This window comes from Dendronalium phyllosphericum CENA369, assembly GCF_016056275.1.
In the GTDB taxonomy this organism is placed as follows: Bacteria; Cyanobacteriota; Cyanobacteriia; order Cyanobacteriales; family Nostocaceae; genus Dendronalium; species Dendronalium phyllosphericum.
The window spans coordinates 1-22,349 of sequence record NZ_JAECZA010000076.1 but is presented as its reverse complement, the minus strand read 5'-3'; the positions used below and the strand labels follow the sequence as shown (position 1 = coordinate 22,349).

General features: G+C 40.4%; 18 protein-coding genes. 9 read left to right on the top strand and 9 right to left on the bottom strand.

The window, feature by feature from the left end:
* Positions 1–913, top strand: a 913-nt coding sequence (locus tag I8752_RS16145) for an ABC transporter ATP-binding protein (RefSeq protein ID WP_214433332.1), incomplete at its 5' end; no start/stop codon positions are given.
* Between the two features lie 111 nt (positions 914–1,024).
* Here the strand turns inward: I8752_RS16145 and I8752_RS16140 are convergent.
* The 4 genes from I8752_RS16140 to I8752_RS16125 all read right to left on the bottom strand — a co-directional run bounded on the left by I8752_RS16140 (position 1,025) and on the right by I8752_RS16125 (position 7,497).
* Positions 1,025–2,479, bottom strand: coding sequence for a dihydrolipoyl dehydrogenase family protein (locus I8752_RS16140; RefSeq protein ID WP_214433331.1), 1,455 nt, complete (start codon positions 2,477–2,479; stop codon positions 1,025–1,027).
* A gap of 324 nt (positions 2,480–2,803) precedes the next feature.
* The gene (gene cobD / locus I8752_RS16135; RefSeq protein WP_214433330.1) at positions 2,804–3,946 is read right to left on the bottom strand and encodes a threonine-phosphate decarboxylase CobD; all 1,143 of its coding nucleotides are present in this window, start codon (positions 3,944–3,946) and stop codon (positions 2,804–2,806) included.
* Positions 3,947–3,972: 26 nt separating this feature from the next.
* Positions 3,973–4,257, bottom strand: a complete 285-nt coding sequence (locus tag I8752_RS16130) for an HU family DNA-binding protein (RefSeq protein WP_009457351.1) — start codon at positions 4,255–4,257, stop codon at positions 3,973–3,975.
* A gap of 561 nt (positions 4,258–4,818) precedes the next feature.
* On the bottom strand, positions 4,819–7,497 hold the full coding sequence (locus tag I8752_RS16125; RefSeq protein ID WP_214433329.1) for an MHYT domain-containing protein: 2,679 nt from the start codon (positions 7,495–7,497) through the stop codon (positions 4,819–4,821).
* 1,065 nt (positions 7,498–8,562) lie between these two features.
* Between I8752_RS16125 and I8752_RS16120 the strand changes: the two genes are divergently transcribed.
* Both I8752_RS16120 and I8752_RS16115 read left to right on the top strand, forming a co-directional pair.
* Entirely contained in the window at positions 8,563–10,011 is a 1,449-nt protein-coding gene (locus I8752_RS16120) for a serine/threonine-protein kinase (protein ID WP_214433328.1), read from the top strand.
* A 249-nt stretch (positions 10,012–10,260) separates the two neighbouring features.
* On the top strand, positions 10,261–10,647 hold the full coding sequence (locus I8752_RS16115; RefSeq protein ID WP_214433327.1) for a tautomerase family protein: 387 nt from the start codon (positions 10,261–10,263) through the stop codon (positions 10,645–10,647).
* Positions 10,648–10,814: 167 nt separating this feature from the next.
* Here the strand turns inward: I8752_RS16115 and I8752_RS16110 are convergent, their stop codons facing one another.
* Genes I8752_RS16110 through I8752_RS16100 form a run of 3 tightly spaced genes read right to left on the bottom strand, consistent with a single transcriptional unit; the run spans position 10,815 to position 13,209 of the window.
* A complete protein-coding gene (locus I8752_RS16110; RefSeq protein WP_214433326.1) occupies positions 10,815–11,444 on the bottom strand; it encodes a response regulator transcription factor in 630 nt (209 codons plus the stop codon).
* Positions 11,441–12,277: a S1C family serine protease gene (locus I8752_RS16105; protein ID WP_214433325.1), complete on the bottom strand. Its 837-nt coding sequence runs from the start codon at positions 12,275–12,277 to the stop codon at positions 11,441–11,443. The genes I8752_RS16110 and I8752_RS16105 overlap by 4 nt, the downstream gene beginning before the upstream one ends.
* 17 nt (positions 12,278–12,294) lie before the next feature.
* Entirely contained in the window at positions 12,295–13,209 is a 915-nt protein-coding gene (locus I8752_RS16100; RefSeq protein WP_214433324.1) for a S1C family serine protease, read from the bottom strand.
* 255 nt (positions 13,210–13,464) lie between these two features.
* Here I8752_RS16100 and I8752_RS16095 point away from each other — a divergent pair, with 255 nt between their 5' ends.
* Positions 13,465–14,292 carry an ATP-grasp domain-containing protein gene (locus tag I8752_RS16095; protein ID WP_214433323.1) on the top strand — a complete coding sequence of 276 codons (828 nt, stop codon included), beginning with the start codon at positions 13,465–13,467 and terminating at the stop codon, positions 14,290–14,292.
* Between the two features lie 57 nt (positions 14,293–14,349).
* Here I8752_RS16095 and I8752_RS16090 read toward each other — a convergent pair whose 3' ends face one another.
* Entirely contained in the window at positions 14,350–15,042 is a 693-nt protein-coding gene (locus I8752_RS16090; protein ID WP_318780857.1) for an HAD family hydrolase, read from the bottom strand.
* A 225-nt stretch (positions 15,043–15,267) separates the two neighbouring features.
* Between I8752_RS16090 and I8752_RS16085 the strand changes: the two genes are divergently transcribed.
* From I8752_RS16085 to I8752_RS16075, 3 genes are all read left to right on the top strand, one after another.
* Positions 15,268–16,140 carry a uroporphyrinogen-III synthase gene (locus I8752_RS16085; protein WP_214433321.1) on the top strand — a complete coding sequence of 291 codons (873 nt, stop codon included), beginning with the start codon at positions 15,268–15,270 and terminating at the stop codon, positions 16,138–16,140.
* 246 nt (positions 16,141–16,386) lie between these two features.
* Positions 16,387–16,746 carry a SemiSWEET family sugar transporter gene (locus I8752_RS16080; RefSeq protein WP_318780856.1) on the top strand — a complete coding sequence of 120 codons (360 nt, stop codon included), beginning with the start codon at positions 16,387–16,389 and terminating at the stop codon, positions 16,744–16,746.
* A gap of 341 nt (positions 16,747–17,087) precedes the next feature.
* A complete protein-coding gene (locus I8752_RS16075; RefSeq protein ID WP_214433320.1) occupies positions 17,088–17,387 on the top strand; it encodes a 2Fe-2S iron-sulfur cluster-binding protein in 300 nt (99 codons plus the stop codon).
* Positions 17,388–17,505: 118 nt separating this feature from the next.
* Here the strand turns inward: I8752_RS16075 and I8752_RS16070 are convergent, their stop codons facing one another.
* The gene (locus tag I8752_RS16070; protein ID WP_214433319.1) at positions 17,506–17,955 is read right to left on the bottom strand and encodes an Hsp20/alpha crystallin family protein; all 450 of its coding nucleotides are present in this window, start codon (positions 17,953–17,955) and stop codon (positions 17,506–17,508) included.
* 558 nt (positions 17,956–18,513) lie between these two features.
* On the opposite strand from I8752_RS16070, the gene I8752_RS16065 reads away from it, so the two are divergent.
* Entirely contained in the window at positions 18,514–18,834 is a 321-nt protein-coding gene (locus I8752_RS16065) for a DMT family transporter (RefSeq protein ID WP_214433318.1), read from the top strand.
* Positions 18,835–19,652: 818 nt separating this feature from the next.
* The coding region (locus tag I8752_RS16060; protein ID WP_214433317.1) for a caspase family protein at positions 19,653–22,349 on the top strand (2,697 nt) is incomplete at its 3' end.

Here is a 22,349-nt window from a genome sequence, read left to right as displayed (position 1 = left end):
GTCTTGTCACCCCCACCAGAAGATTTTCTGCCAAGTTGGTATTACTAACTTGGCAGAAAATCTTCTGGTGGGGGTGACAAGACAGCTACCGAAAGGACTGCGTTATGTTTCTGACAAAGAACGAGCAGTACACGAGCAAGTGCGGAGTGTTGCCCAGTTATTGCAAATTGAAACACTGCTGAATCGCTTACCCAAACAGCTTTCTGGAGGGCAAAGGCAACGAGTCGCCCTCGGACGAGCGATCGCCCGCAATCCCCAAGTGTTTTTAATGGACGAACCACTTTCTAACTTAGATGCCAAGCTGCGCGCGGAAACTCGCGCCCAAATTGTGAAATTACAACGTCAGTTGGAGACAACAACAATTTATGTCACCCACGACCAAACAGAAGCAATGACAATGGGCGATCGCATCGCAATTATGAATCAAGGTCAAATTCAGCAAGTTGCTTCCCCATTAGAACTTTACAACCGCCCTGCCAACCGCTTTGTTGCAGAATTTATTGGCTCACCACCAATGAATTTTATTCCTGTAGAATTTCATGCCCCGTTATTAATTACCAATTCTCAATTCCGTCTCACGCTTCCAGAAATTTGGGGAACTGCCTTGCAAAAATATGATGGGCAAACTCTTATTTTGGGTATTCGCCCAGAACACTTAAGTTTAGCTTTGCCTGCTACCAAAAATTTGCCAGTGCAAGTAGACTTGGTAGAAAACCTCGGTAACGATTCTTTTATTACTGTCAGACTTGGCGAACACAGTTCTCAAGCTGCCCATAAAAGTAATTATCTAATAGTGCGAGTGCCGCCAGAGCGATTGGTTAGTATTGGCGAGCAAATATGGTTATCACTAACTCCAGATAAAATTCACTTTTTTGACCCGGAAACCGAGCTAGCCATATTTCCTAAGAATTAATCTCGCAAGAAACTTGATCGCAATAAAATTACTGAGTCAATTATTTTTTCTAGCGATCGCCAAACACATTGGAGTTTTGCACCGGAAATAGTCTAAAACCCAATAACTGACTTACAGATTCCAATTACGGCGGAAATGGAAAAAGCCTTCTAGAAAATCTTGTAAAGCATTGTTGCTATTTAATCGGTGCTGACTCCATTCTTGGGCTGTTTGTTCGAGAATTTCTGAGTAACTGGGATAAACAGCAGATAAATTTCCTAAATGCTTGACTAGAATTTTTTGGGAAATGGCAAGAGCGATCGGATTAATTAACTCTTTAGCTTCCGTTCCCAACACAGTAGCTCCTAAAATTTCTCCGCTATGTAGCACAATTAATTTACAGATACCTGTAGTATCGCCTCGCAGTTGGGCTATTGTGGCTGATTTATAATACTGCCGCAATACTAAAATTTCATTTGGGCCAAATCGGCGTTTTGCTTGTGCTTCTGTCAAACCCACTTGCGCTAACGTCGGGTCAGAAGATATCGCCCAAGGAACACATTGATAATTGACTCGCAAATTGGGGAAAAAAAGTGCATTTTTCAGAGCGATTTTGGCTTCGTAATTAGCAATATTGGCAAAGTCATAACCGCCGATAACATCTCCACAAGCGTAAATGCGGTGGTTAGTAGTTTGCAGTTTTTCATTTACAACTAAACTACGCTGCTGCCATTTCACTCCTACTGTTGCCAAATTTAAGGATTCAATATTAGGCTGCTGTCCTATAGCCACTAAAATTTCATCAGTTTCAATTGCCTTATCTGCTGCTTGAATCCACTTTTTATCCTGAATTCGCATTACCTGAGTTACTGGGGTTTGGGTGAGGACGCGTACGCCATCGACTTCTAACTGCGCTTGAAGTAGCTGGGCTATCTCCGGGTCAACATAGGGCAAAATCGAGGCATACTTGACTATCAGCGTCACGCTGCAACCCAACCGTGCTAAAGTTTGAGCTATATCTATGCTTTGGGGAAGACCACCAATAATTACCCAGTTTTTTGGTAATTTTGCTTCTTTAAGAGACTGCCAAATATCAGATAAGGTTAGATAACCAGTAGTTTGCAATCCTTCAATATCAGGAATTGCTGGACGGGAACCATTAGCTAGTAAATAAGTACGACCGCGTAGCAGACGATTATTAACGGCAAATCCTAAATGAGGCGAGGATTGAAATTGACCCTTGCCAAAAATCACATCGACTCCTAATGCAGCTAGAATAGCAGGAGAATTCTGTTCTTGAATATTTGAGACGATGCCGCGAGCATACTGCATCGCTTCTGGCAGTGCTACAGATATTTGGCATTTATCTGATGTATTAGCTTGTGTAGCATGAATACCAAAATTAGCAGCATCACTTAGACCTTGAGTGAGTTTACCGATTTCGCTCATAGCCTGGTGATGAATAAACCCATAGTTAACTTGGGATTCCACTAAGGCAACCGTGGCGTGTAGTTGGGTTGCAGCTAAGGCAGCGTAGCGTCCGGTAAGACTGCCACCAATAATCACGATATCGTAATCAATACTCATTAGTAATTAGTCATTAGTCAATAGTCAGCGGTCATACCAATTCGTAATTCGTAATTAAGAAAGTCCCATTTAATCTAGGTTTTTGGGTTTGGATCTGCATCATGATTTTTGGTAATTAGTATCAGTAGTCAATAGCAAATGAGAAACAACTGACAACTGACAAAAAACTCAGCATACGATAAATGGTTAGTAGTCAGTAGCAAATTAACAAGCAACTGACTACTAACAACTCAGCACTTAGCACTCAGCACTCAGCACTCAAGAAGCAACTGAACTCTTGTACAGACGCGATTAATCGCGTCTCTACGACAACAGACAAACAACTCAGCACTTAGCACTCAGCACTTTTATTAAGCGCTGATTATCAGACTCAGAACGCACAGCAACTCGGAAAAAGCGATCGCCTAGTTCTTTAAAGCTTAGGCAATCACGAATTAAAATTTGGTGATGCTGAAGTAATTGTTGTTGCAACTGCAAACTCGACTGTTGTGACTCAACGAGTAAAAAGTTAACAGCACTTTCTTGAGGCTGGAATCCTGGGATAGCAGCTAAACCCGCAAACAGTTGGTTTCGTGCAGGTGGTAGCCATTTCCAGGTTTGCTCTTGAAATTCCCGATCCTGAAGTGCAGCAACTGCCGCCGCTGCTGCCAGAGTATTCACAGGCCAGGGGTCGCGCCACAACTGCCATCTAGCGAGGCGGTCGGGGTGAGCGATCGCATATCCTAGTCTTAGTCCAGGGAGACTGTAAAATTTCGTCAGCGATCGCAATACTACTAAATTCGCATATTTCTGCACCACTGGAATCAGGCTTTGTTCTTCATCGGGATGCAAAAAATCCATAAACGCTTCATCCACCACTACCAAAGCAAACTGCTCTAAGTAGGGCAAAATCGCCTCTAGCGAAAATAGTTTCCCCGTTGGGTTGTGCGGATTATTCAACAATAACCCACTATTTTCAGGTGGAGAGTTTGAGAGCAAGGGCAAAGGAGAAAAGGGTAAGAGGTAAAGGGAAGAACTATTCTCTTGCCCTCTGTTGCCTAGTCCCCAATCCCCAGTCGCCAGTCCCCAGCCCCCACTTCCCTCTAAATTCAAGGGAAACTCCAGTACTTTAACGTTGTACGCTGCCAGGGTACGGTAGTAATCGCCAAAGGCTGGAGTAATTAACATTGTTGCGGCTAATTGTGCTAATTCCCTACCTGCCAAAGTTAGTAATTCTGCTGACCCGTTACCAGGCAGAATCCACTCAGGCGGTAATTGATGGAAGTGACCCAGAGCAAGTCTCAGTTCACTATAATCTGGGTCTGGATAGTGCCTAAGATTACCAATTTGGGATTGGATAGCAGCAATAGTGCTGTTAGGCGGCCCCAATGGGCTGATGCTGGCGGAAAAATCCAGAATAGCGTCAGGGGGACAGCCAGCCAGTGCTGCTGCCCAGGCTAAATTTCCCCCATGAGCCGGTTGCCGCATCAAAACATGGTTCCCGAAGACAGAACCTATGATTTTGGGGGTGCTACCTTTTCCCTAAAAAGCTTACCAGCCGAGAAGGCGGGAACCTTAGTCGCGGGAATTTCCATCTTTTCATTGGTCTTGGGGTTACGACCTTCACGGGCTTTACGTTCCCGCGATTCAAATGAGCCGAATCCTACTAGCGTTACTTTATCGCCAGAAGAAACAGCCTCAATAATCGTTTCCAAGGCAGCAGTTAAGACTGCATCCGCTTGTTTTTTGGTAACACTTGCCTTTTCAGCTACGGCATCAACCAATTCACCTTTGTTCATGTCAAACTCCTTCGGGTTTACTTGAGATTCTTTACGGATGCATCATGGTACATCTTTACTTAAATCTCTGTTGGGAAAAATACAAAAGTCATCCTTTGGGAGTACTTATACTCAAAACGGCTGTAAATCCCATCGGCTCGACTTTTCAATGAATCATTCTAAGGTGTTGTAGCCTGAAGTGGATATATGAAACCATTAATTTATATAGATTTCAGGATTTTTTGTTATTTTTGGGTGGTTGTTACCCTCAAAACCACCCATTTTGTAGGAATAAATACTTAGTGAATACCCCTGTTGCTAGGTTGACAGAGAAAGGAGAGGTAATAAGTCAAAAGGTGACAGTCAAAACTTTAAAGAATAATTTATAAGTTTTGCTTATTTTTAGAAGATTTATTTAAATTTTTGTTTATAGCCGCCGACTCTACAACTAAATACCAATTTCAATAATCTTTGCGACACATGAATTGTTTATAAGGGCGAACGGAACAGCGCCCCTACTAGGGATTTCGGGCAACGCAGAATTAATTATTCTTATATGTCTAATGCGCGACAGTTTAGACCCTATTCCTCAGTCTTAAATGCACTAACAAATTCTTGCAATTGCACGGTCAATTCTACTGTTTGTTGGAGCGAACTAGACACAATACTAGACGAATTGAGAGTGTGTTTTGAGGTGTCGGCAATCTGTTGCATCAAAGATGCGATCGCTTGTGAAGTTTTCGCCTGAGAGCCGGTGGCTTTAGAAATCGACTGCACTAGACGATTAATTTGATGGGATGTATCTATGATATGTTCTAAGCTCAGTTTCGTATTTTGAACGAAATTTGCTCTTTCTACGACTTCGGTCGTTCCCAATTCTATAGTTTTAACAACTTCGCTAGTTTCTAATTCTACGGTCTTTAAGATATGTTGAATTTCTTCTGTTGCTTTGACAGATTGTATAGCCAATTGACTAATTTGCTCCACTAGCAAAGCAAAGCTTCGACCTTCATGACCCATCCACGCAGTTTCAACACCAGCATCGGTAGCTAATAAGTTGGTTTGGAGAGCAATTTGCTTAATCGACGACGCTACTGGGGAAATATTTTGAGCAGATTCGCTGAGATGTCTGACTTTGTTAACAATTTCTGTAACAGTCTGTTGCAAGTTCCAGATACTTTCGACTGTATAATCTACGGCGACCTTAGCAATTTCTGCTTTATTAGAAGCTGTGCCAGCCGCTACCTCTGCTTGACGAGCAGTATCTACTACCGATTGAATCCAAAGATTCATTTTATCTACTTCTTCAAGGGCATAGCTAATCTCTTCTGTACGTAGAAATGCGTTTTTTGCTAGTTGCTGAATAACATCAGAGTTATTACTAACAGAAACATTTACTTGGCGAGCAGCTTTTTTAACTTGAATGACAATTTGCTGTAGGTTTTCAATGATGCTATTCACAACATCAGCCAACACGCCAATTTCACCGTTTATAATTTCAGAACGAACAGTTAAATCTCCTTGAGATGCTTTTTGAACATCAGTTACAAGTTTTAGTAGCTGACTTTGTAGGTGTTCTTTACTCCGCTTTAATTCTTCTTCTCCTTGCTTGCGCGAAGTAATTTCAGCTAGTACTCCGATAAAGTTGATGACTTTTCCAAAGGCATCCCGCACTGGAGAAATTGTTAGTTCGCCCCAGAAGGAACTGCCATCTTTGCGGTAACTTTTGAGTACGACTTGGCATTCACTAGCATCTCGGATAGCGTGGTTTAATTGTTGAACTGTGGCTAGGTCTGTATCGATTCCTTGCAAAAATTTGTAGTCGCGTCCTAGTGCCTCTTCTAGTGAGTAGCCTGTAATTTTTTCAAAGGCAGCATTACAAAAGATAATCGGATTTTCTGGATGACGTGAGTCGGTAATAAAGATGGCACTACTAGCTGCGGCAATGGCGCGATCGCGCAGTCGTAAAACTTTCTGCGTCTGTTCCAATTCATGCAGCAAACTCGCTTGTTCTAAGGCGATGCCGACTTGAATTGCTAGTTGTTTGAATAAATCAATTTCATGCTTTTGCCAGTATCGAGGTTGAGAACATTGGTGAACGCACAATAAGCTGACAAGTTGACTGTTATTGATAATAGGTGCAACCAAGTTGGCTTTAATTTGAAAATCTTCTAAAATTTCTCTGTGACATTCTGTAAAACCTGCTTTATAAACATTATTAGTAGCTCGTACGCGACCATTTTTGTACATTTCAATGTAATTTTCTCGGAAGGGATCGTTGACTGTTTTCCCTAAAGTTTTCATCCAACCCGCTGCTACCGATTCGGCAATGATGTTGCCAGTCCAGTCGGGATTGAAACGATAAATAACTACCCTGTCTGCTTTCAATGCTTGGCGAACTTCGTGGACAGTTGTATTCATGACATCATCTAAATTCAGCGATCGCCGAATTTGTAAAGTAATCTCTATGAACAACTGCGATCGCTTAGCTTCGGCTTCTTGCTGTTCTAAAATCTTAGTTTGGGCAGTCAAACGCCGATCTACCAACGAAGTCAATAGTGCGAAACCTAGAATTACAAAGGTAGAAATACCGATGGATACAGCCAACCAAGTTAAAGAATAGTTCGTTCCCCCGGTCGCAGAAATTACCCTGGGATTGGTAGGCGTGAATCTAGCCGCAGCCATTCCCGTGTAGTGCATTCCAGCGATCGCACTTCCCATAACTAGCGCGCTGCCAATCTTAGGCCACCACAAGGTTTTGCCAGTCTGCATCCGTAATTGGAATGCAATCCACAATGCCACAATCGATGCCCCGATAGCGATCGCACAAGAAAGCACAAACAGCAAAGGGTCATATCGGGTAATTGCTTCCATCCGCATCGCCAACATACCGATGTAGTGCATGGAAGCGATACCAATACCCATTAAAATGCCGCCAATCAGCAATTGCCAAACGCTCAAGATTGGGCGACTGGCGAGAAAAAGTGCGCCCCCTGAAGCCAATATTGCAGGCAGCATAGAGACTAGCACCGTTAACATGTCATAGGACATCGGCATTGCCAGACTGAAGGCCAGCATGGCTACAAAATGCATCGACCAGATACCGATTCCCATAACAATTGCACCGCCAATCAACCAAGCAAGTCTTGCCCCGGCTTTGGCTGCTGTCACCCTTGCTGCCAAATCAAGAGCGGTATATGAGGCAAGGACTGCGATCGCAATCGAAAGCGCCACAAGGCGCAAGTCATGGGTGCTATTCATAGCCTGGGGATTAAAGATGGGAAACTGCGGGATGGAAAAACTGGGGAAGTACAGACAAACAAGTACTAATTTCTAATTTTTAACGCTTTGATAACAAAGTTAGATATAGGAATTCGATTGGATTTCGGAAAAAATCTAAGTATATGTAGGGAAGCCAGCGCGTGGTGAGGCAGTCGCTCAGAAGGGGTTTCCCCCATGAGGAACTGCCGATAGGGTTTCCCGACTTGAGCGGACTGGCGTTGCAAAGCCTTTGGACTACGTATATTTCAAAAATAAAATATGAGTCCTATATTCTGTGATGCTTTTGGTTGTTGATTTTAGTACACAGACATTGCAAATATTTATTAGTTTCCACGAGATTTTAAAATTTTCTTATGATATCTAAAAGTCACTATAGTAGTCCGCTTTGAGCGAGCGCAGCACAAGTGCGATAGTTAGGCAACAGGAAAAAATGAGTATAAGTCTACCTAGCTTTGCGAAAATCAAATAGGATTCTTATAGTTTAATTAGTTTAACAAATTAAGAGCTTAATTATTTTGGCACTATTATTCGCAATTTGCCAAAAATAATTGTAACTTTTGACGGTTATAGTTCTATTTTGCTGAGTTGGATATCCAGAGGATCTCATAGCTAGGCGATCGCTTCCTTTTTTGGGCTAATTTCAGACCACTGGATTTTTTAAACAAATTAATTGTTCTTTAACATGAAAGTTAAAGTTGCTTAAGTCACTTGGTCGCACTTTTCTAGGATTTAATCGATATAATTTTGAAATATTTTGATTGAATTTCCTACTTTTCCTACTTTTCTTACTTTTTTAAATCAAATATTTTTTAACTAGAGTAAATCTTTGTACTTTGTATATACTTACATAGTTTATCATCAGATAAATATATGATATTCTCCTACTGGTATACCTGAAAATAAAGTTTGCGATCGCTCTTGACAAATTTATGCAATTTTAGTAAAAAATTATACTAAAAATTTACACTGCCAACGTTGTAAAAGTGGTGGTTTGAGCTTTTGAGTCGTAAAGATTGCTTCCAGACAAACCTGAGTAAAGAAATAATGACATCAACACTTTTGAGCGATCGCTATCGCATTATTAGCGTACTAGGAACTGGTGGATTTTGCGAAACATTTTTAGCTGAAGATACACAGATGCCTTCGGGACGGCGTTGTGTAATTAAGCTACTTAAACCCGTGAATGACAATCCCCAGGTTCATCAAGTAGTCCAAAGGCGATTTCAAAGAGAGGCTGCCATTTTAGAAGAATTGGGGGGAGCTAACAATCAGATTCCCACCTTATACGCTTACTTTCAAGCATCTGGGCAATTTTATTTAGTACAAGAATGGATTATTGGACAAACCCTCAGCCAAATAGTCAAACAAAACGGTTGTTTGAGCGAAAGTGAAGTAATCCCAATCTTAATTAGTCTATTAAAAGTCTTAGATTTCGTACATAGCAAAGGTATTATCCACCGCGATATTAAACCAGATAATATTTTATTGCGATCGTCTGATGTGAAACCAATTTTAATTGATTTTGGCGCAGTCCGAGAAACGATGGCAACGGTGGTAAATTACGAAGGAAACATTACCAGTTCAATTGTCATTGGTACGCCGGGGTTTATGCCAAACGAACAAGCCGCAGGGCGACCAGTTTTTGCCAGCGACTTATATAGTTTGGGACTGACAGCTATTTATTTATTAATGGGAAAACTGCCGCTCGAATTGAAGACAGATTCCTATACTGGCGAGAATATTTGGGATCGGGATACCATCAGTCCGAATTTGGCAGCAGTGTTAAATAAAGCAATTCGGTTTGATGCTAGAGAACGCTATCCTAGCGCCAAAGCAATGCTAGATGCTTTGCAGAGTATTGCAAATTCGACTGCTCCAAAAGTGCCTATGTTAAATCAACTATTTCCTTTGAATAATTCTACTCTGAGAGAGCCTGCTATTCAAAGTAGTAGACAAAACGCTATGTTTATTGGCAGTACTTTACTCACGGGTGGATTAATTGGTGTCTGTGTAATTATTGGTCTGTTATTGGCATCGACTCAGACAAAGCCATCTAGAGAATCTGCATCTTCTTTGCTGCCAAAACAACAAGTTTCAGACAATCCTTTTTCATTATCTTCTGGCTCACCGACAGATTCGCGTTATGAAGGAGTTGAAACTCCTGAATCAGCGACTACAAATATTGCGAATTTACCTGATTCTTTTTATTTCATCTCTAGTTCGACTTTCCCAAATCTGCAAACAGCTGTCGAACAAGTTAAGACTCTACAAGCGAAAGGTTATAGACAATCAGGAGTTTTCTGGATACCAGATTATCCCAATCTGTCAGACAAACCTTTATTTGTAGTTTATTTAGTTACTTCCAGAGATCGCCGCAGTTGTATTGATTTCCTCAAAACTTATGGAAAAAGCAATCCGAAGGCATATTGCGCCTTTGCTAGTAAAGATCCAAATGCACCCACTGCTAGAGTGTATGCTGAGGAAATTAAGTAGCGATCGAGGAGATAATTTTGTATGCTAAATTTGGCAAGAATAGGAATGATGAAAAGCCAATATTTCTCAGGTGTTGCAGTCAATATAAATCGAATTGCATGACTATCAAGCTTACGAATACATGTGTAGACTCTAACCAAATGTGACAGCACTACAACAAAGTTTGTCTCTTCAGCAACCTTACGCAAAGCAGCTTTACGGGGAGTTAAGCTTTGATATAGCTTAGTGATAGAAGCGATACATACGATTATGGTACAGACCAAAATTTACGGATTGAGAGAGCATCTTGACTCCATCAAGCCCAAACTCTCAGATGTCATTCATTCTTGTGTAATAGATGCACTTCAGTATCCACTAGACAAACGCGCACACCGCTTTTTTCCTCTGGAAAGAGATGACTTTTTTTATCCATTTGGGCGTACCGAGCGTTATACCATCGTGGAGTTTAGTATGATCGAGGGACGCAGTGTTGAGGCGAAAAAGCAGTTGATTCGTTTACTGTTTGAGCGGTTACAGCCACTAGGAATTTCAGCACAAGATTTGGAAATAACAATTTTTGAGACTCCCAAGCATAATTGGGGTTTTCGAGGTTTACCTGGAGATGAGCATCAACTCAATTACAAAATAGAGGTGTAAGTAGGTCGATGTTAAAAATTGTTGTTATAACAAGGCAGGAGGCAGAGGGCAGAAGGCAGAAGGAAAGAGGGTTTTAGGCAACTTTACTTTTTGTTACATACTTCGATTTATTTGCACCGTTCTACTTAATACAATTTGGGTATGAGCGAAACCTCTTTGTGCAAATATCAAAGCATAATCAAACCTAGGCGCACGCCGACAGTCACAGCTTCGGTGCGGGTAGAGACACCGAGTTTCTGAAAAATAGAGGAAAGGTGAAATTTAACTGTATGTTCTGAGATGTAGAGGCGTTTAGCGATCGCTTTATTACTTAACCCAGAACCAAGCATCCCTAAAACTTCTATCTCTCTAGGTGTCAGGGTTTGTACCGGATTAACCGCGACTTTTTCGCGCACAGGTAGCAATTCTACAGCATCTGGGTGCAGTACCACCAAACCAAAAGCGATCGCCTCAACAGCAGCAGCAATTTCTGACTCTGTACTACTACTGGGCAATATACCCCGCACGCCAGAATTTAATGCCTCCTCTAAGTCAATATTATCGAGTTCCTCAACAATGACAAGGATTCTCAGCGGGTATTGCTCCTCTTGGACGAGCAGCAATTTTTCCCAAATTGCTTGAGGATTGCCGCTCAAATCCACCAACACCACATCTGGTTGTAATTGCTCAACTTCCCTTGCCAGTACATCCAAGTTGGATGCACTTCCCACCACCGTCAGCCGAGGATTGCCACTCACAACAGCTGATAACCCCGCCCGCACCACAGGGGAAGAAGCAACTACTATTACCCGAATCATCTCGCCTCCACAGTTGTTTTCCCACCTTGTAAAACAACATCAACAGTGAATTGTTGCTTGCCGCGCAGAACTTGTAATGATATCGATTTGCTCGGTTCGCTGTGGAGATATTTAGTTAAATCGTCGGGTTGAGTAAATAACCGTCCCGAAACTCCAATTAATACGTCACCGATTTGCAAACCAGCAGATTCCGCCGCACTGCCAGATATTACAGACAAAATCAATAAGCCGATGGTGCGTCTGCCTAAAAGTACAGGTTGCAGCGATACTCCTAGTTGTAAACGACTTTCACCACTTAAAAATTTGTCCACAGTATTGCTAGGTATAGCTACAGCCAAACCGTTGGCAATCATCGTGTTGATTCCCACGACTCGACCGAGACAGTCAGCAAGCGGCCCTCCAGAATTGCCTGGATACAGTTTAATATCAGCCATAACTACACGCGGATTACTTGCATAGATAATCCCAGCAGTTACAGCACCAGTATCAGCAAATGGATTACCTACAGCTATAACTAATTCACCTACTCGCAACGCATCAGCATCACCGATGATTGCAGTTTTGAGGTCAGTGGCGGCAATTTTCAGGGCGGCTAAATCCTGCTGGGGATCGAAGTGAGTACGCACAGCTGCAAATACCCGTCCATCTGACAATTCCACAGTTGCTTGTTTACTAGTTGCCACATGGGCATTCGTAATAATTAATCCGTCGGCTTGCCAAATTACACCAGAACCGACCCCCAAAGAACCACTTTTCACTTTCACAGTGCTATGGCGTAGCTTTGCAGCTAACATCGCCAATTCATCAGCGATGTTGGTAGTTATGTTAGTCATATTTTTGAAATTACGAATTACGAATTACTATCAACAGGTCGTTCGCCAATTAAAATTGCCAACTCAACTAATGCCCCGCCTCGCACCACTTGTACGGTGACAGTTTTGCCAATGCGATCGCTACTATTGAGCAGTGCTAGCACATCGCCTGTATCGCTCACGGAAGTATTATCGAATGTTATCAAAACATCACCCAGCAACAAGCCAGCATTGTCAGCCGGGCCAGCAGGTTCGACATTGACGACAATCACCCCAGTCGCCGCAGGTAAATTTAGAGCGGTTTTTAAGTTGTTCGGTAAGCGTACAGGTTGCATCCCTACACCTAGGTAGCCGCGGGAAATGTGTCCTTTAGTTTGCAATTGATTAACCACGCGATCGACTGTAGCCGCAGGAATAGTCAAAGCTGTTCCGCGCCGTCCCGATGTATTCATACCCACCACATAACCAGCCGCATCTACAAGTGGCCCGCCAGCAAAACCAGGGTAAAGAGAGATGTCTGGACGAATGAATCGGTCGATATTTCCGCCACTCATACTCCGCCAAGCACCACTTACCACACTCACAGCACCCATAGCCGCCCGTAAGTCGCCTTCGCTACTTCTTGCCAGTCCCAGTACTAAATGACCAACTTTGATTGTGCCTGCATCACCAATTTTGGCTATAGGAATTTCTGCATTTTGTAGTTGGAAGACAGCTATATCAGTACTAGAATCATGACCGACAAGGATGGCGGGTATGGTACGTCCATCTCCAGAGGTGATAGTGATTTCGTCATAACGCTGAAGTGACTCGTCAGAGGTAATAATAATATCCTTGCGCCAGTGAATGCCACTTGGGGAAATACGCGTACCTGCGTTAACTGCAACTACAGAACTTCCAGCTTGTTCTACAGTGTCAGCTAAACTGTTGGACAAAGCCAGCAATGAAGACATAAAAATTCTCCCAAACGTTTCTAGATGCTCATATCGTGCCGTTTTCTCTACACACATGACATCAGAAAAACGGGGAGAATTCAACCTAGAAAAATGGCTAGTGCTACTGGGTGTCAGTCAAAAGTTGCTCGTTTAAAAAGCTTTATATTTCAGCGGTATTAGTAGGCTAAAAAACGCAACTCTATCAAATTATTGACTCTAATTGCAAACTAAGCTAAATTTATCATTTGGTTAAACACAATCAATTATTGTTAAATGATTACAAATATTAGACTAGTGCTAGCAGCTGCCAAAGAGTTAGATTTAGATTTTGAAATTCTCCATCCAAATCAAAATTTAGTTAAGGTAGTTGTTAACGAAAAACCTTATTATTTTACAAATTACTCTACACCTTTTTTATCTCAGTCAATCAGTAAAATTTTTAAAGACAAAGATTATACTTATCATTTACTAAAAGATACAGTTAATCTTCCTAAAACTAAGGCTTTTTTATCTCCTTACTGTAAAGAAATATATAAAGAATATTTATTATATTTAGATATTGATTCTATGATTGGAGAAATAAAAGCAACATTTAATTTACCTCTGATTATTAAAAAAAATGCTGGTTCGGCTGGAAACAACGTATTTTTATGCCAAGATATCAATGAGGTTAAATTATCTTTAGAACAAATTTTTAATGTTAATAGCAAAGAATACGATTACGTTGCGCTTGCACAGGAATATATTGATATTGCGCGTGAATATCGAACTATTATTTTTAATAACGAACTACTTCTATTGTATGAAAAAAGCAAATTTGAGGCTAAGTTTATTGGTAACTTATCTCCTCTACACTGGGAAGGAGCAAAAGCTATACATATAACTGATAAAAAGATAATTGCTTCAATTGAAAATTTTGTCAGACCAATTTTTCAAGAATTTTCCGTAGATTATGGTGGGTTTGATATAGCTGTAGATAAAAATGGAAAATATTGGTTAATTGAAATAAATTCCCACCCCAATTTTGATATATTTATCAGGGACAATAACGAAACAATTATTGTTGAAATGTTTAAAAAAATGTTAATCAGTTTCAGCTAGAGTAGTAGCTATGGGTTATCAGATACTAACAAAGGCAGCTTTAGTCAAACTTAATTTTTAATTGCTTACTTGTTTTTTGATTACCTCAGAAAATAACTCTTCTATTAATTCGCTGACTTCTTCTAAAGAGTTCAAAACTCGGTAAGCTAAACTTTTAATTTCAGAAGATGGCTGTTCTATATCGGGAACCATAATAGTATACATCCCAGCTCTAAAAGCTGCTTCAACACCTACAGATGAGTCTTCAAATACTACACACTGCCAAGGCACAATATTAATTCTGCGACTAACTTCTAGAAAAATATCTGGGGCAGGCTTGCCCTGAGCAACATCTTCGCTCGTTACAATTGTTGTGAAGTATTGGTAAATAGCAGCGTTAGTTAAGCGTCTAATTGTTCTAGTTCGAGATGTCCCAGTTGCTAATCCAATAGTTATACCCAAGCTACTTAGCCTATTTAGCAAATCTAATACACCTGCTTTGGTTGGCAGACCTTCTCGCATTTCTCGCTCATCGCCAATTTTAATCCGTTGTGCTGTTACAGACTCAAAAGGAAAGTTTTCTCCATATCTTTTTTTTAAGATTTTTTCGCGCCATGACAAATCCCTACCGATAAACTCTTTGTATAACTCATCGTTCATCATATAGCCATGATTCGCTAAAGCTTGTTTCCAAGCCCAACGAGCAATGCTTTCTGTGTCAAAAAGCAAACCATCCATGTCAAAAATTGCAGCTTGGATACTTGGTGGCACACTTAGTCCTTTATTTAAACTTGACAACATTGTAACTCTAGGAATCTGGTTTGATTTCTGAACTACTCGTAGAGACAGGGAACTCTTAACAGGTCAAAAAGAATAAAAGTGTACTGAGTTTTTTTCAGGAATCAAATATTAGTCCTATATGTAATTATGCGGCTGAAGGGAGTCTAATATTAGTTTTGCTTGATAATTGTCAACGAATATTTATCGAAAATACCAATGAAAACCGATTCAATAAACACAGAAATCAACTTACTAACTTCATCCACTCAATTACCTTTATATGGTAAAAGAATTGTCGTGACAGCACCGAGAAACTATGCTTCTAGATTAGGCGAACAAATTATCCAAAAAGGTGGGATACCAGTTTTTTTGTCCACCATTGAAACTTGCTATTTATCTAACTATACCGAATTAGATTTTGCCCTTAGCAAAATAGATAAGTTTAACTGGATTGTCTTTACGAGTAGAAACGGAATTATTGCTTTTTTCGAGCGGATGCATGATTTGGGTATTCCTACGTCTTTACTAAAAAATTGTCAATTATGTGCTTTGGGAAAAGACTCAGAAAGTTTATTATCTTTTTGCGATCGCGTAGATTTAATCCCAACAGAATCTAGTCCAGCAGGAATTGTATCAGAATTTGCGAAAATACCTCATATTTATGAGCAAACAGTGTTGATACCCGCTCCCAAAGTTGTGGGTATACCTGAACCTAATGTGATACCTAACTTAGTTACAGATTTGCATAAATTAGGCATGAAAGTAACTCGCGTACCCACTTATATTACCCGCTGTTTAGACAAAAATATTTATGCAGTTGAATTAAACTTAATTCGTCAAAGAATGATAGATATAATTGCCTTCAGCAGTACGGCAGAAGTTGAAAGTTTTTTGCAAATGGTCGATTCACCAAGCGATTACGAACATTGTATAATTGCTTGTTTTGGCCCTTATACAGCTGCTAATGCCCGCAAGTTAGGTGTAAACGTCTCTATCTTGTCAAATGATTATAGTTCATTTGCAGGATTTGCCGAAGCGATCGCAGAATTTTTGACTCTAACTTCAAAATCAAAAAGGTCGTTGACTTAATGCAAACGAGCTTTTGATGAATAACGCTCTGCATTACTGTAGTTAGAAAGACCAAAATTTGTGATCCCAACTCAAAAAATAAATATTTGAAATTACTGCATACGGCGCAGCAAAAGACACCTTTGGAGAGAATTAGCGGATAATGAGATTGTGGTAATGTTCAATCGTTCAATCAAATACAGCAATTTTCAACATCTGTATCCGCAAGGTACCATCGTTCTGAAAAATTTGAGGTGATGAATCAAAATGGAAATTGATTTTACAACTACTCTAGGGCTTGTAGCAGGGGTTCTGACTACAATTGCCTATCTGCCTCAACTCATCAAAACTTGGAAGTCCAAATCAGCCGACGACCTTTCTTGGAGTATGTTAATTATTCTGTGTATAGGTATTATTTTATGGTTAGTTTATGGCGTTTCTATTCATGATGTGCCTATCCTTGCTGCTAATGTCGTGACCTTAATTTTCGCCTCTATAATTTTGGTGCTGAAAATTGTGTATAGGTCGGGTAGGGATGAAGAAGGCAAAATACAGGAAGATAGTAGTCGCAATTCTGTTGACCAGAGTAACACACTGCCTCCAGAAGGCAAAACAGAAGCCTTTTGAAGAAGAATTCAGGAGTCAAAATCAATTAGTGGCAAGTTCCAATCCTCTACTAAATTTTTGATTTAGTAGGGGTGCAAAAACACTGTTTATTCATCCGTCAATCGCACAGAATTGAATTTCTTTTTCTGGCTTTTGACTCCTGAATTCTGTTTTGATAAATCAATTCAAGTGTTACTGAATATCGTGTGTCTATTGCTGTACATCTCAACACAAATCTTTGCAGTTCCAATTTTTTCAACACAAATCTTTGCAGCTTCAATCTTTTTGCAGTCAGATCTAGATCGGTAACACGTAAACCCGTAGTATCGAATATGGAGTTTATATTAAGCAGGAAAAATCACATGGCAACTTACAAAGTCAGATTGTTTAACCAAGCTGAAGGATTAGATGAAACAATTGACGTTCCTGACGATGAGTACATTCTTGATGCTGCTGAAGAAGCTGGTTTAGACCTGCCTTACTCTTGTCGGTCTGGTTCTTGCTCTAGCTGTAATGGCATACTCAAAAAAGGTACGGTTGACCAGTCAGACCAGACTTTCTTAGACGACGACCAAATTGCTGCGGGAAATGTTCTAACCTGCTATGCCTATGCTACTTCTGACTGCGAGATCGAAACTCATCGGGAGGATGCGCTTGAATAACGGGTTCTGCTAAGATACCTGTCATAAACATAGTTATTGGCAATAAAAGCGCTTCCCTGAAGTAAAAGGGAAGCGCTTTTTGTTTAGTTTAATAATCAGTTACTTGCAAAAGCGATAATTAACCAACTGATGCGAGATTGACTTTGACAACTTTGTTCTTCTCTTCTTCGGCTTTAGGAAGTGTCAAATGTAAGATGCCATCTTTATAATCAGCAGTGATATTGGTATTTTGAATTCGAGTCGGTAAAGGAATCACTCGCTCAAATTTACCGTATTGGAATTCGCTCTTAATAATATCCTTATTTCCAGTTTTAGTTGCAGACTTCCGCTCACCACTGATGTAAACAGCTTTTTCTGTAACTTGTACATCCAAGTCTTTAACTTCAATACCTGGAAGTTCTAGCTTAAGATGAATTGCATTTTCGGTATCTTGTAATTCAGCAGCAGGAACTCTAGATAAACCTTTTTCAACAAATGCAGATGGCAGCATATCTTCATCAAACAAATGATTAATTTGGCGTTGTAGTGTATTAATTTCTTGCCAGGGGTTCCAACGTACCACTGTCATATCTCTACCTCGTATAGTTAGGATCTGTTTTTTGCAATTCAGACTTGTAATCTTTTGATTTGTTTTCATATTATTCATAAACTCAAGAGGTGTAAATTCGGTTTATTTCACTCAGTTGATGATGATTACCGAACCAGAATCTCAAGTAATATCATGTACGGTAAATCACATAAACTTAGTACGGTAAACTCGACACAAACATCCTTGAAAGTGTTGAGAATTGCATATTATTCAAGTTTGAAGGATAAACATGTATGGCTTGGCTGTTACCCTTTGCCGTCAGGCTTTATCATTGCTCGAAGTCCTTCCCGTAGTGTGTAGCTTGCTTGTCAGTAGGAGTACGGTAAACTCCAAAAGTAGGTAAGCCTAGAGATGGAAAATGAGTAGTAAATGTATGTCATTCAATCTTGATTCTGTTAGCCAATCTATTAGTTGTTGTGAAAATAGCAGAAAGATTTACTTAATTGATGATAAATTTCTACTTACAGTGCTCGTTCTAGCAGAGAGAGATAAATCTCGCTAACTACACTAACTCCTCATCAAATATTCATTACACATATGTTAACAAGTTGGATTTATCTCATCTTAGCAATAGTCTTTGAAGTTTCCGGCACAACTTGCATGAAGCTATCAGAAGGATTCACTAAAATAATTCCTTCAATATTAATATTTGTTTTTTATGGCTTTTGTTTTAGTTTCTTAACTCTTTCTCTTAAAAGGCTAGAGATCAGCGTTGCTTATTCTGTATGGTCGGGATTAGGAACTACTTTAATTGCTAGCATTGGGATGATTTGGTTTCGAGAGTCTATAAGTTTTATAAAATTTTTATCTATTGTTTTAATTATTATAGGAGTAATTGGTTTAAATTCCGGAGAATAAACTTAGTTTACTGGTAAGACAAGACTAATTATGAAAATAGCGATCGCCCCCAAATATTTTAAATTAAAAATACCCCGTCTATTCAGGATAGGCGAGGTAATAAGTTAAGTAAACCAACAAGGACTTATACTAGTCGTTACTTTTGAGGGAAGGAGGAGTTATGACATTGCTACCCAATAATAGTAGCAATATATTAGCAGAGCATAATCAGTAGAACTCATAAAATCAAGACCACTTAAAATGCTCTTACAAGAGTAATAAACCTTGGACAATCAAGCCCGCAATTCATTAACTGTTAACACTTTAGCAGAGACAATCCAATGCATGTAGCCAAATTGGCTATTTTTTATTTCAGATTGTAAAAATGCCATATTCCTCAGCATAAAATATAGAAACTGGGGAGTAAATAAAATGAGATTTATCTATGTCATTGTAAACATTGACACACTGAAGTCTATTTTGAAAGTGGATGTAAAATTGTCAGGGTCTAATGAATATGCCTTTTCATTTCCTTCTCGTGGACGATCTACCCTAAGTTTATATAATGTAAAGGAAAAATAACACGGAAATAATTGTAAATTAAAGTATCCATCTCAACAAAATATTGGTAAGTACGCTATACCTAAAAGAAAATAAGATTAAAATCAAGTTTTTAGTCCCCTCTTCCTACAAACAGAAATGTTGAAGAAGAAGTGAATACTAAATTTGTTAAATTTATGTTAATTCCGTCCTCTGTTAAAGAACTCAAAAAACACAAGCAAGTTATAGTGCCGTAAATCTTAGTATTATTCTTTTACCAATTCCCAATCTAAAACGGTATGTCTCCGCTCGGTGTTGCTACCAGTCACTCAACTCATCTCCTAGAAGTAGGGGAAACAAAACTTTGGCTGTTGCTGATAGGTGTGAACCAATACCAAGATGCAAGACTTCCCTCACTTTTATATTCAGCTATTGATTGTCAGGGTTTAGCAGCAGCTTTAGCAGAGGCAACTCCAGGATTTCCCCAAACGCAAAAATGGGTTCATCACGATTTTGCCTCTCATCTGCCGACGCTCTCCAACGTGCGGGCAAGTTTCAACCAAATTAATGCTGTTGCTCAACCGCAGGATACGATTTTATTTTATTTCTCCGGACACGGAATGCTGGAGCCAAATTCGCAGCAAGCTGTTTTGTGTCTGGCAGATACTCAAACGGACAACTTACTCAATACCAGTTTGAGTTTACAAGAGCTTTTGCAGCTTTTAGGAAATAGCGAAGCCCAAACGCAATTAGTCTGGTTGGATGCTTGCCATAGCGGTAATATGACATTCCGAGGAGCCAGAAGTGACACAACAGTACAATCTTTGCCCAACCCCACACCCCAGATAGTGGAATTATTACGCCAACGAGCTAAACAAAGCAAAGGATTTTATGCCTTACTTTCTTGTGACACTAATCAACAATCTTGGGAATTTCCCGAACTAGGACATGGAGTATTTACTTATTATTTGATGCGCGGGTTGCGGGGTGAAGCAGCTGATGCACAGGGTATGATTGATGCTGATGGGCTTTACCGTTATGTTTACCATCAAACGCGGCAATACATCGAGCAAACTAACCAACAATTACGGCTGATTAATCAGCAAAACAAAACAAGAGGCGACACCAAGCTTTATTCAGAATATCCGCAGCAAACTCCCAAACGAATTGTAGAAGGTGTGGGAGAAGTGATTCTCGGATTCAAACCAGAGGTTGTGGAATCAACCCACCCGCGACAAGCACTAATTATTGAGGGACTGGCTACCAATCAAACTACTCTGGCTTTTAGCAAACTACTAAGCGCTGTTGGTGGTTTTGAGTTAGATTATTGGCCCAGGCACAACAACACTGCCAAAGATTTACGCACAGCAATTCAAAAGTGTCTAAACACTCAAAGCCCAACTATTTGCGCCCCCATTCAATACCACGATTTTGCCACAGTATTTTTATATCTGCGTGGGCGACTTGAGAGCGAAACAGAAGAAGCCGCGTTAGTACTAACAGAAGATATCCGGTTAAGTCGTTCTTGGTTAAGACGACAGCTACGACATTCTGCTTACACACAACAAATCATCATTTTAGATTGCATCGTGGGGGCGCAAGATTCTACATCAATACAGGATTGGGTGGAAGATTTGCAACTGGGAACAGACCAAGGACAATGTATAATTGCTGCGACTTCCTCTCAAGAAAACCCCGAACAATTTGCCCAAGCGTTATATTCTACCTTGCAAGCAGCCCAGGAACAATCTAGCTTGTCAGCAGCCGCTTGGATTACGCAATTGCAATTGTTCTGTGCAAATACTTTTCCAATGCACATATGGCTATCTGGTACACAAGGCGTAATTGAAGTTATACCTGCCAGTACTGGTAATAGACGCATTTTATCCACAGCAGCAATTGATTTAGGAATTTGCCCTTACCAAGGATTGCGAGCTTTTGGGGAAGAAGATGCCCAGTATTTCTACGGTAGAGAACCTGTCACCCAACAATTGATTTACGACTTAGCTGTGAAGTCATTTATTGCCGTAGTGGGAGCTTCTGGCAGTGGTAAATCTTCCGTGGTGCAGGCGGGTTTAATGTCACAAATAAGACACGGAAAACAGTTGCCCGGTAGCCAAGATTGGTGGATGAGAAGCTTTCGCCCTAGTGCAAATCCTCTAGAATCATTATCGCGTTGTTTGGTAGATGGCGGTACTGAGCGAGAAAAAGCTTACCAGCAAATGCAACTAGAAGGGATGTTGTACCAGGGTGTGGAAGGATTTGCTCGTTGGGTGCTACAGCGATCGCAACCAATGGTAGTTTTGGTAATAGACCAGTTTGAGGAATTATTTACTTTAGCTGCTAGTGAAGATAGACAGCGTTTTTTAGAAATTGTCTTGGGGGCGCTGGAGTATGCACCAGACAAATTTAAATTAATTATTACTTTACGCGCAGACTTTATCGCCCCTTGTTTGGAAGTAGCAACATTAGCCAATTTGTTGCAGCAGTCGAGTGTCCTATTACCCCCCTGTTTAACAGAAGCAGAATATCGCCGCATTATTATTAAACCTGCCGAACAAGTTGGTTTAACAGTAGATGCCGAACTCGTGGAAGTATTGGTACAGGAATTACACCACTCCCCTGGCGATTTGCCTTTGTTGGAATTTGTCTTAGAGCAGTTGTGGGAATACCGCGAAAATGGTGAAATCACCTTACAAGCGTACCAACAGCATTTAGGGGGAGTTAAAAGAGCGCTGGAACTCAAAGCACAAGAAGTTTACGATAGTTTAGATCCAGAAGCTCAAGAGTGTGCCCGCTGGATTTTTTTGTCGCTGACACAGTTGGGTGAAGGTACAGAAGATACGCGACGCAGGGTACTTAAATCTGAGTTAATCGTCAAAAAATATCCAATCCAATTAGTAGAAAGCACGTTGCAAACGTTAATTGCTGCCAAGCTTGTTGTTGTGAATGTGGAAGAGTATGAGACGCGGGGACGCGGGGACGAGGGGAAGGGG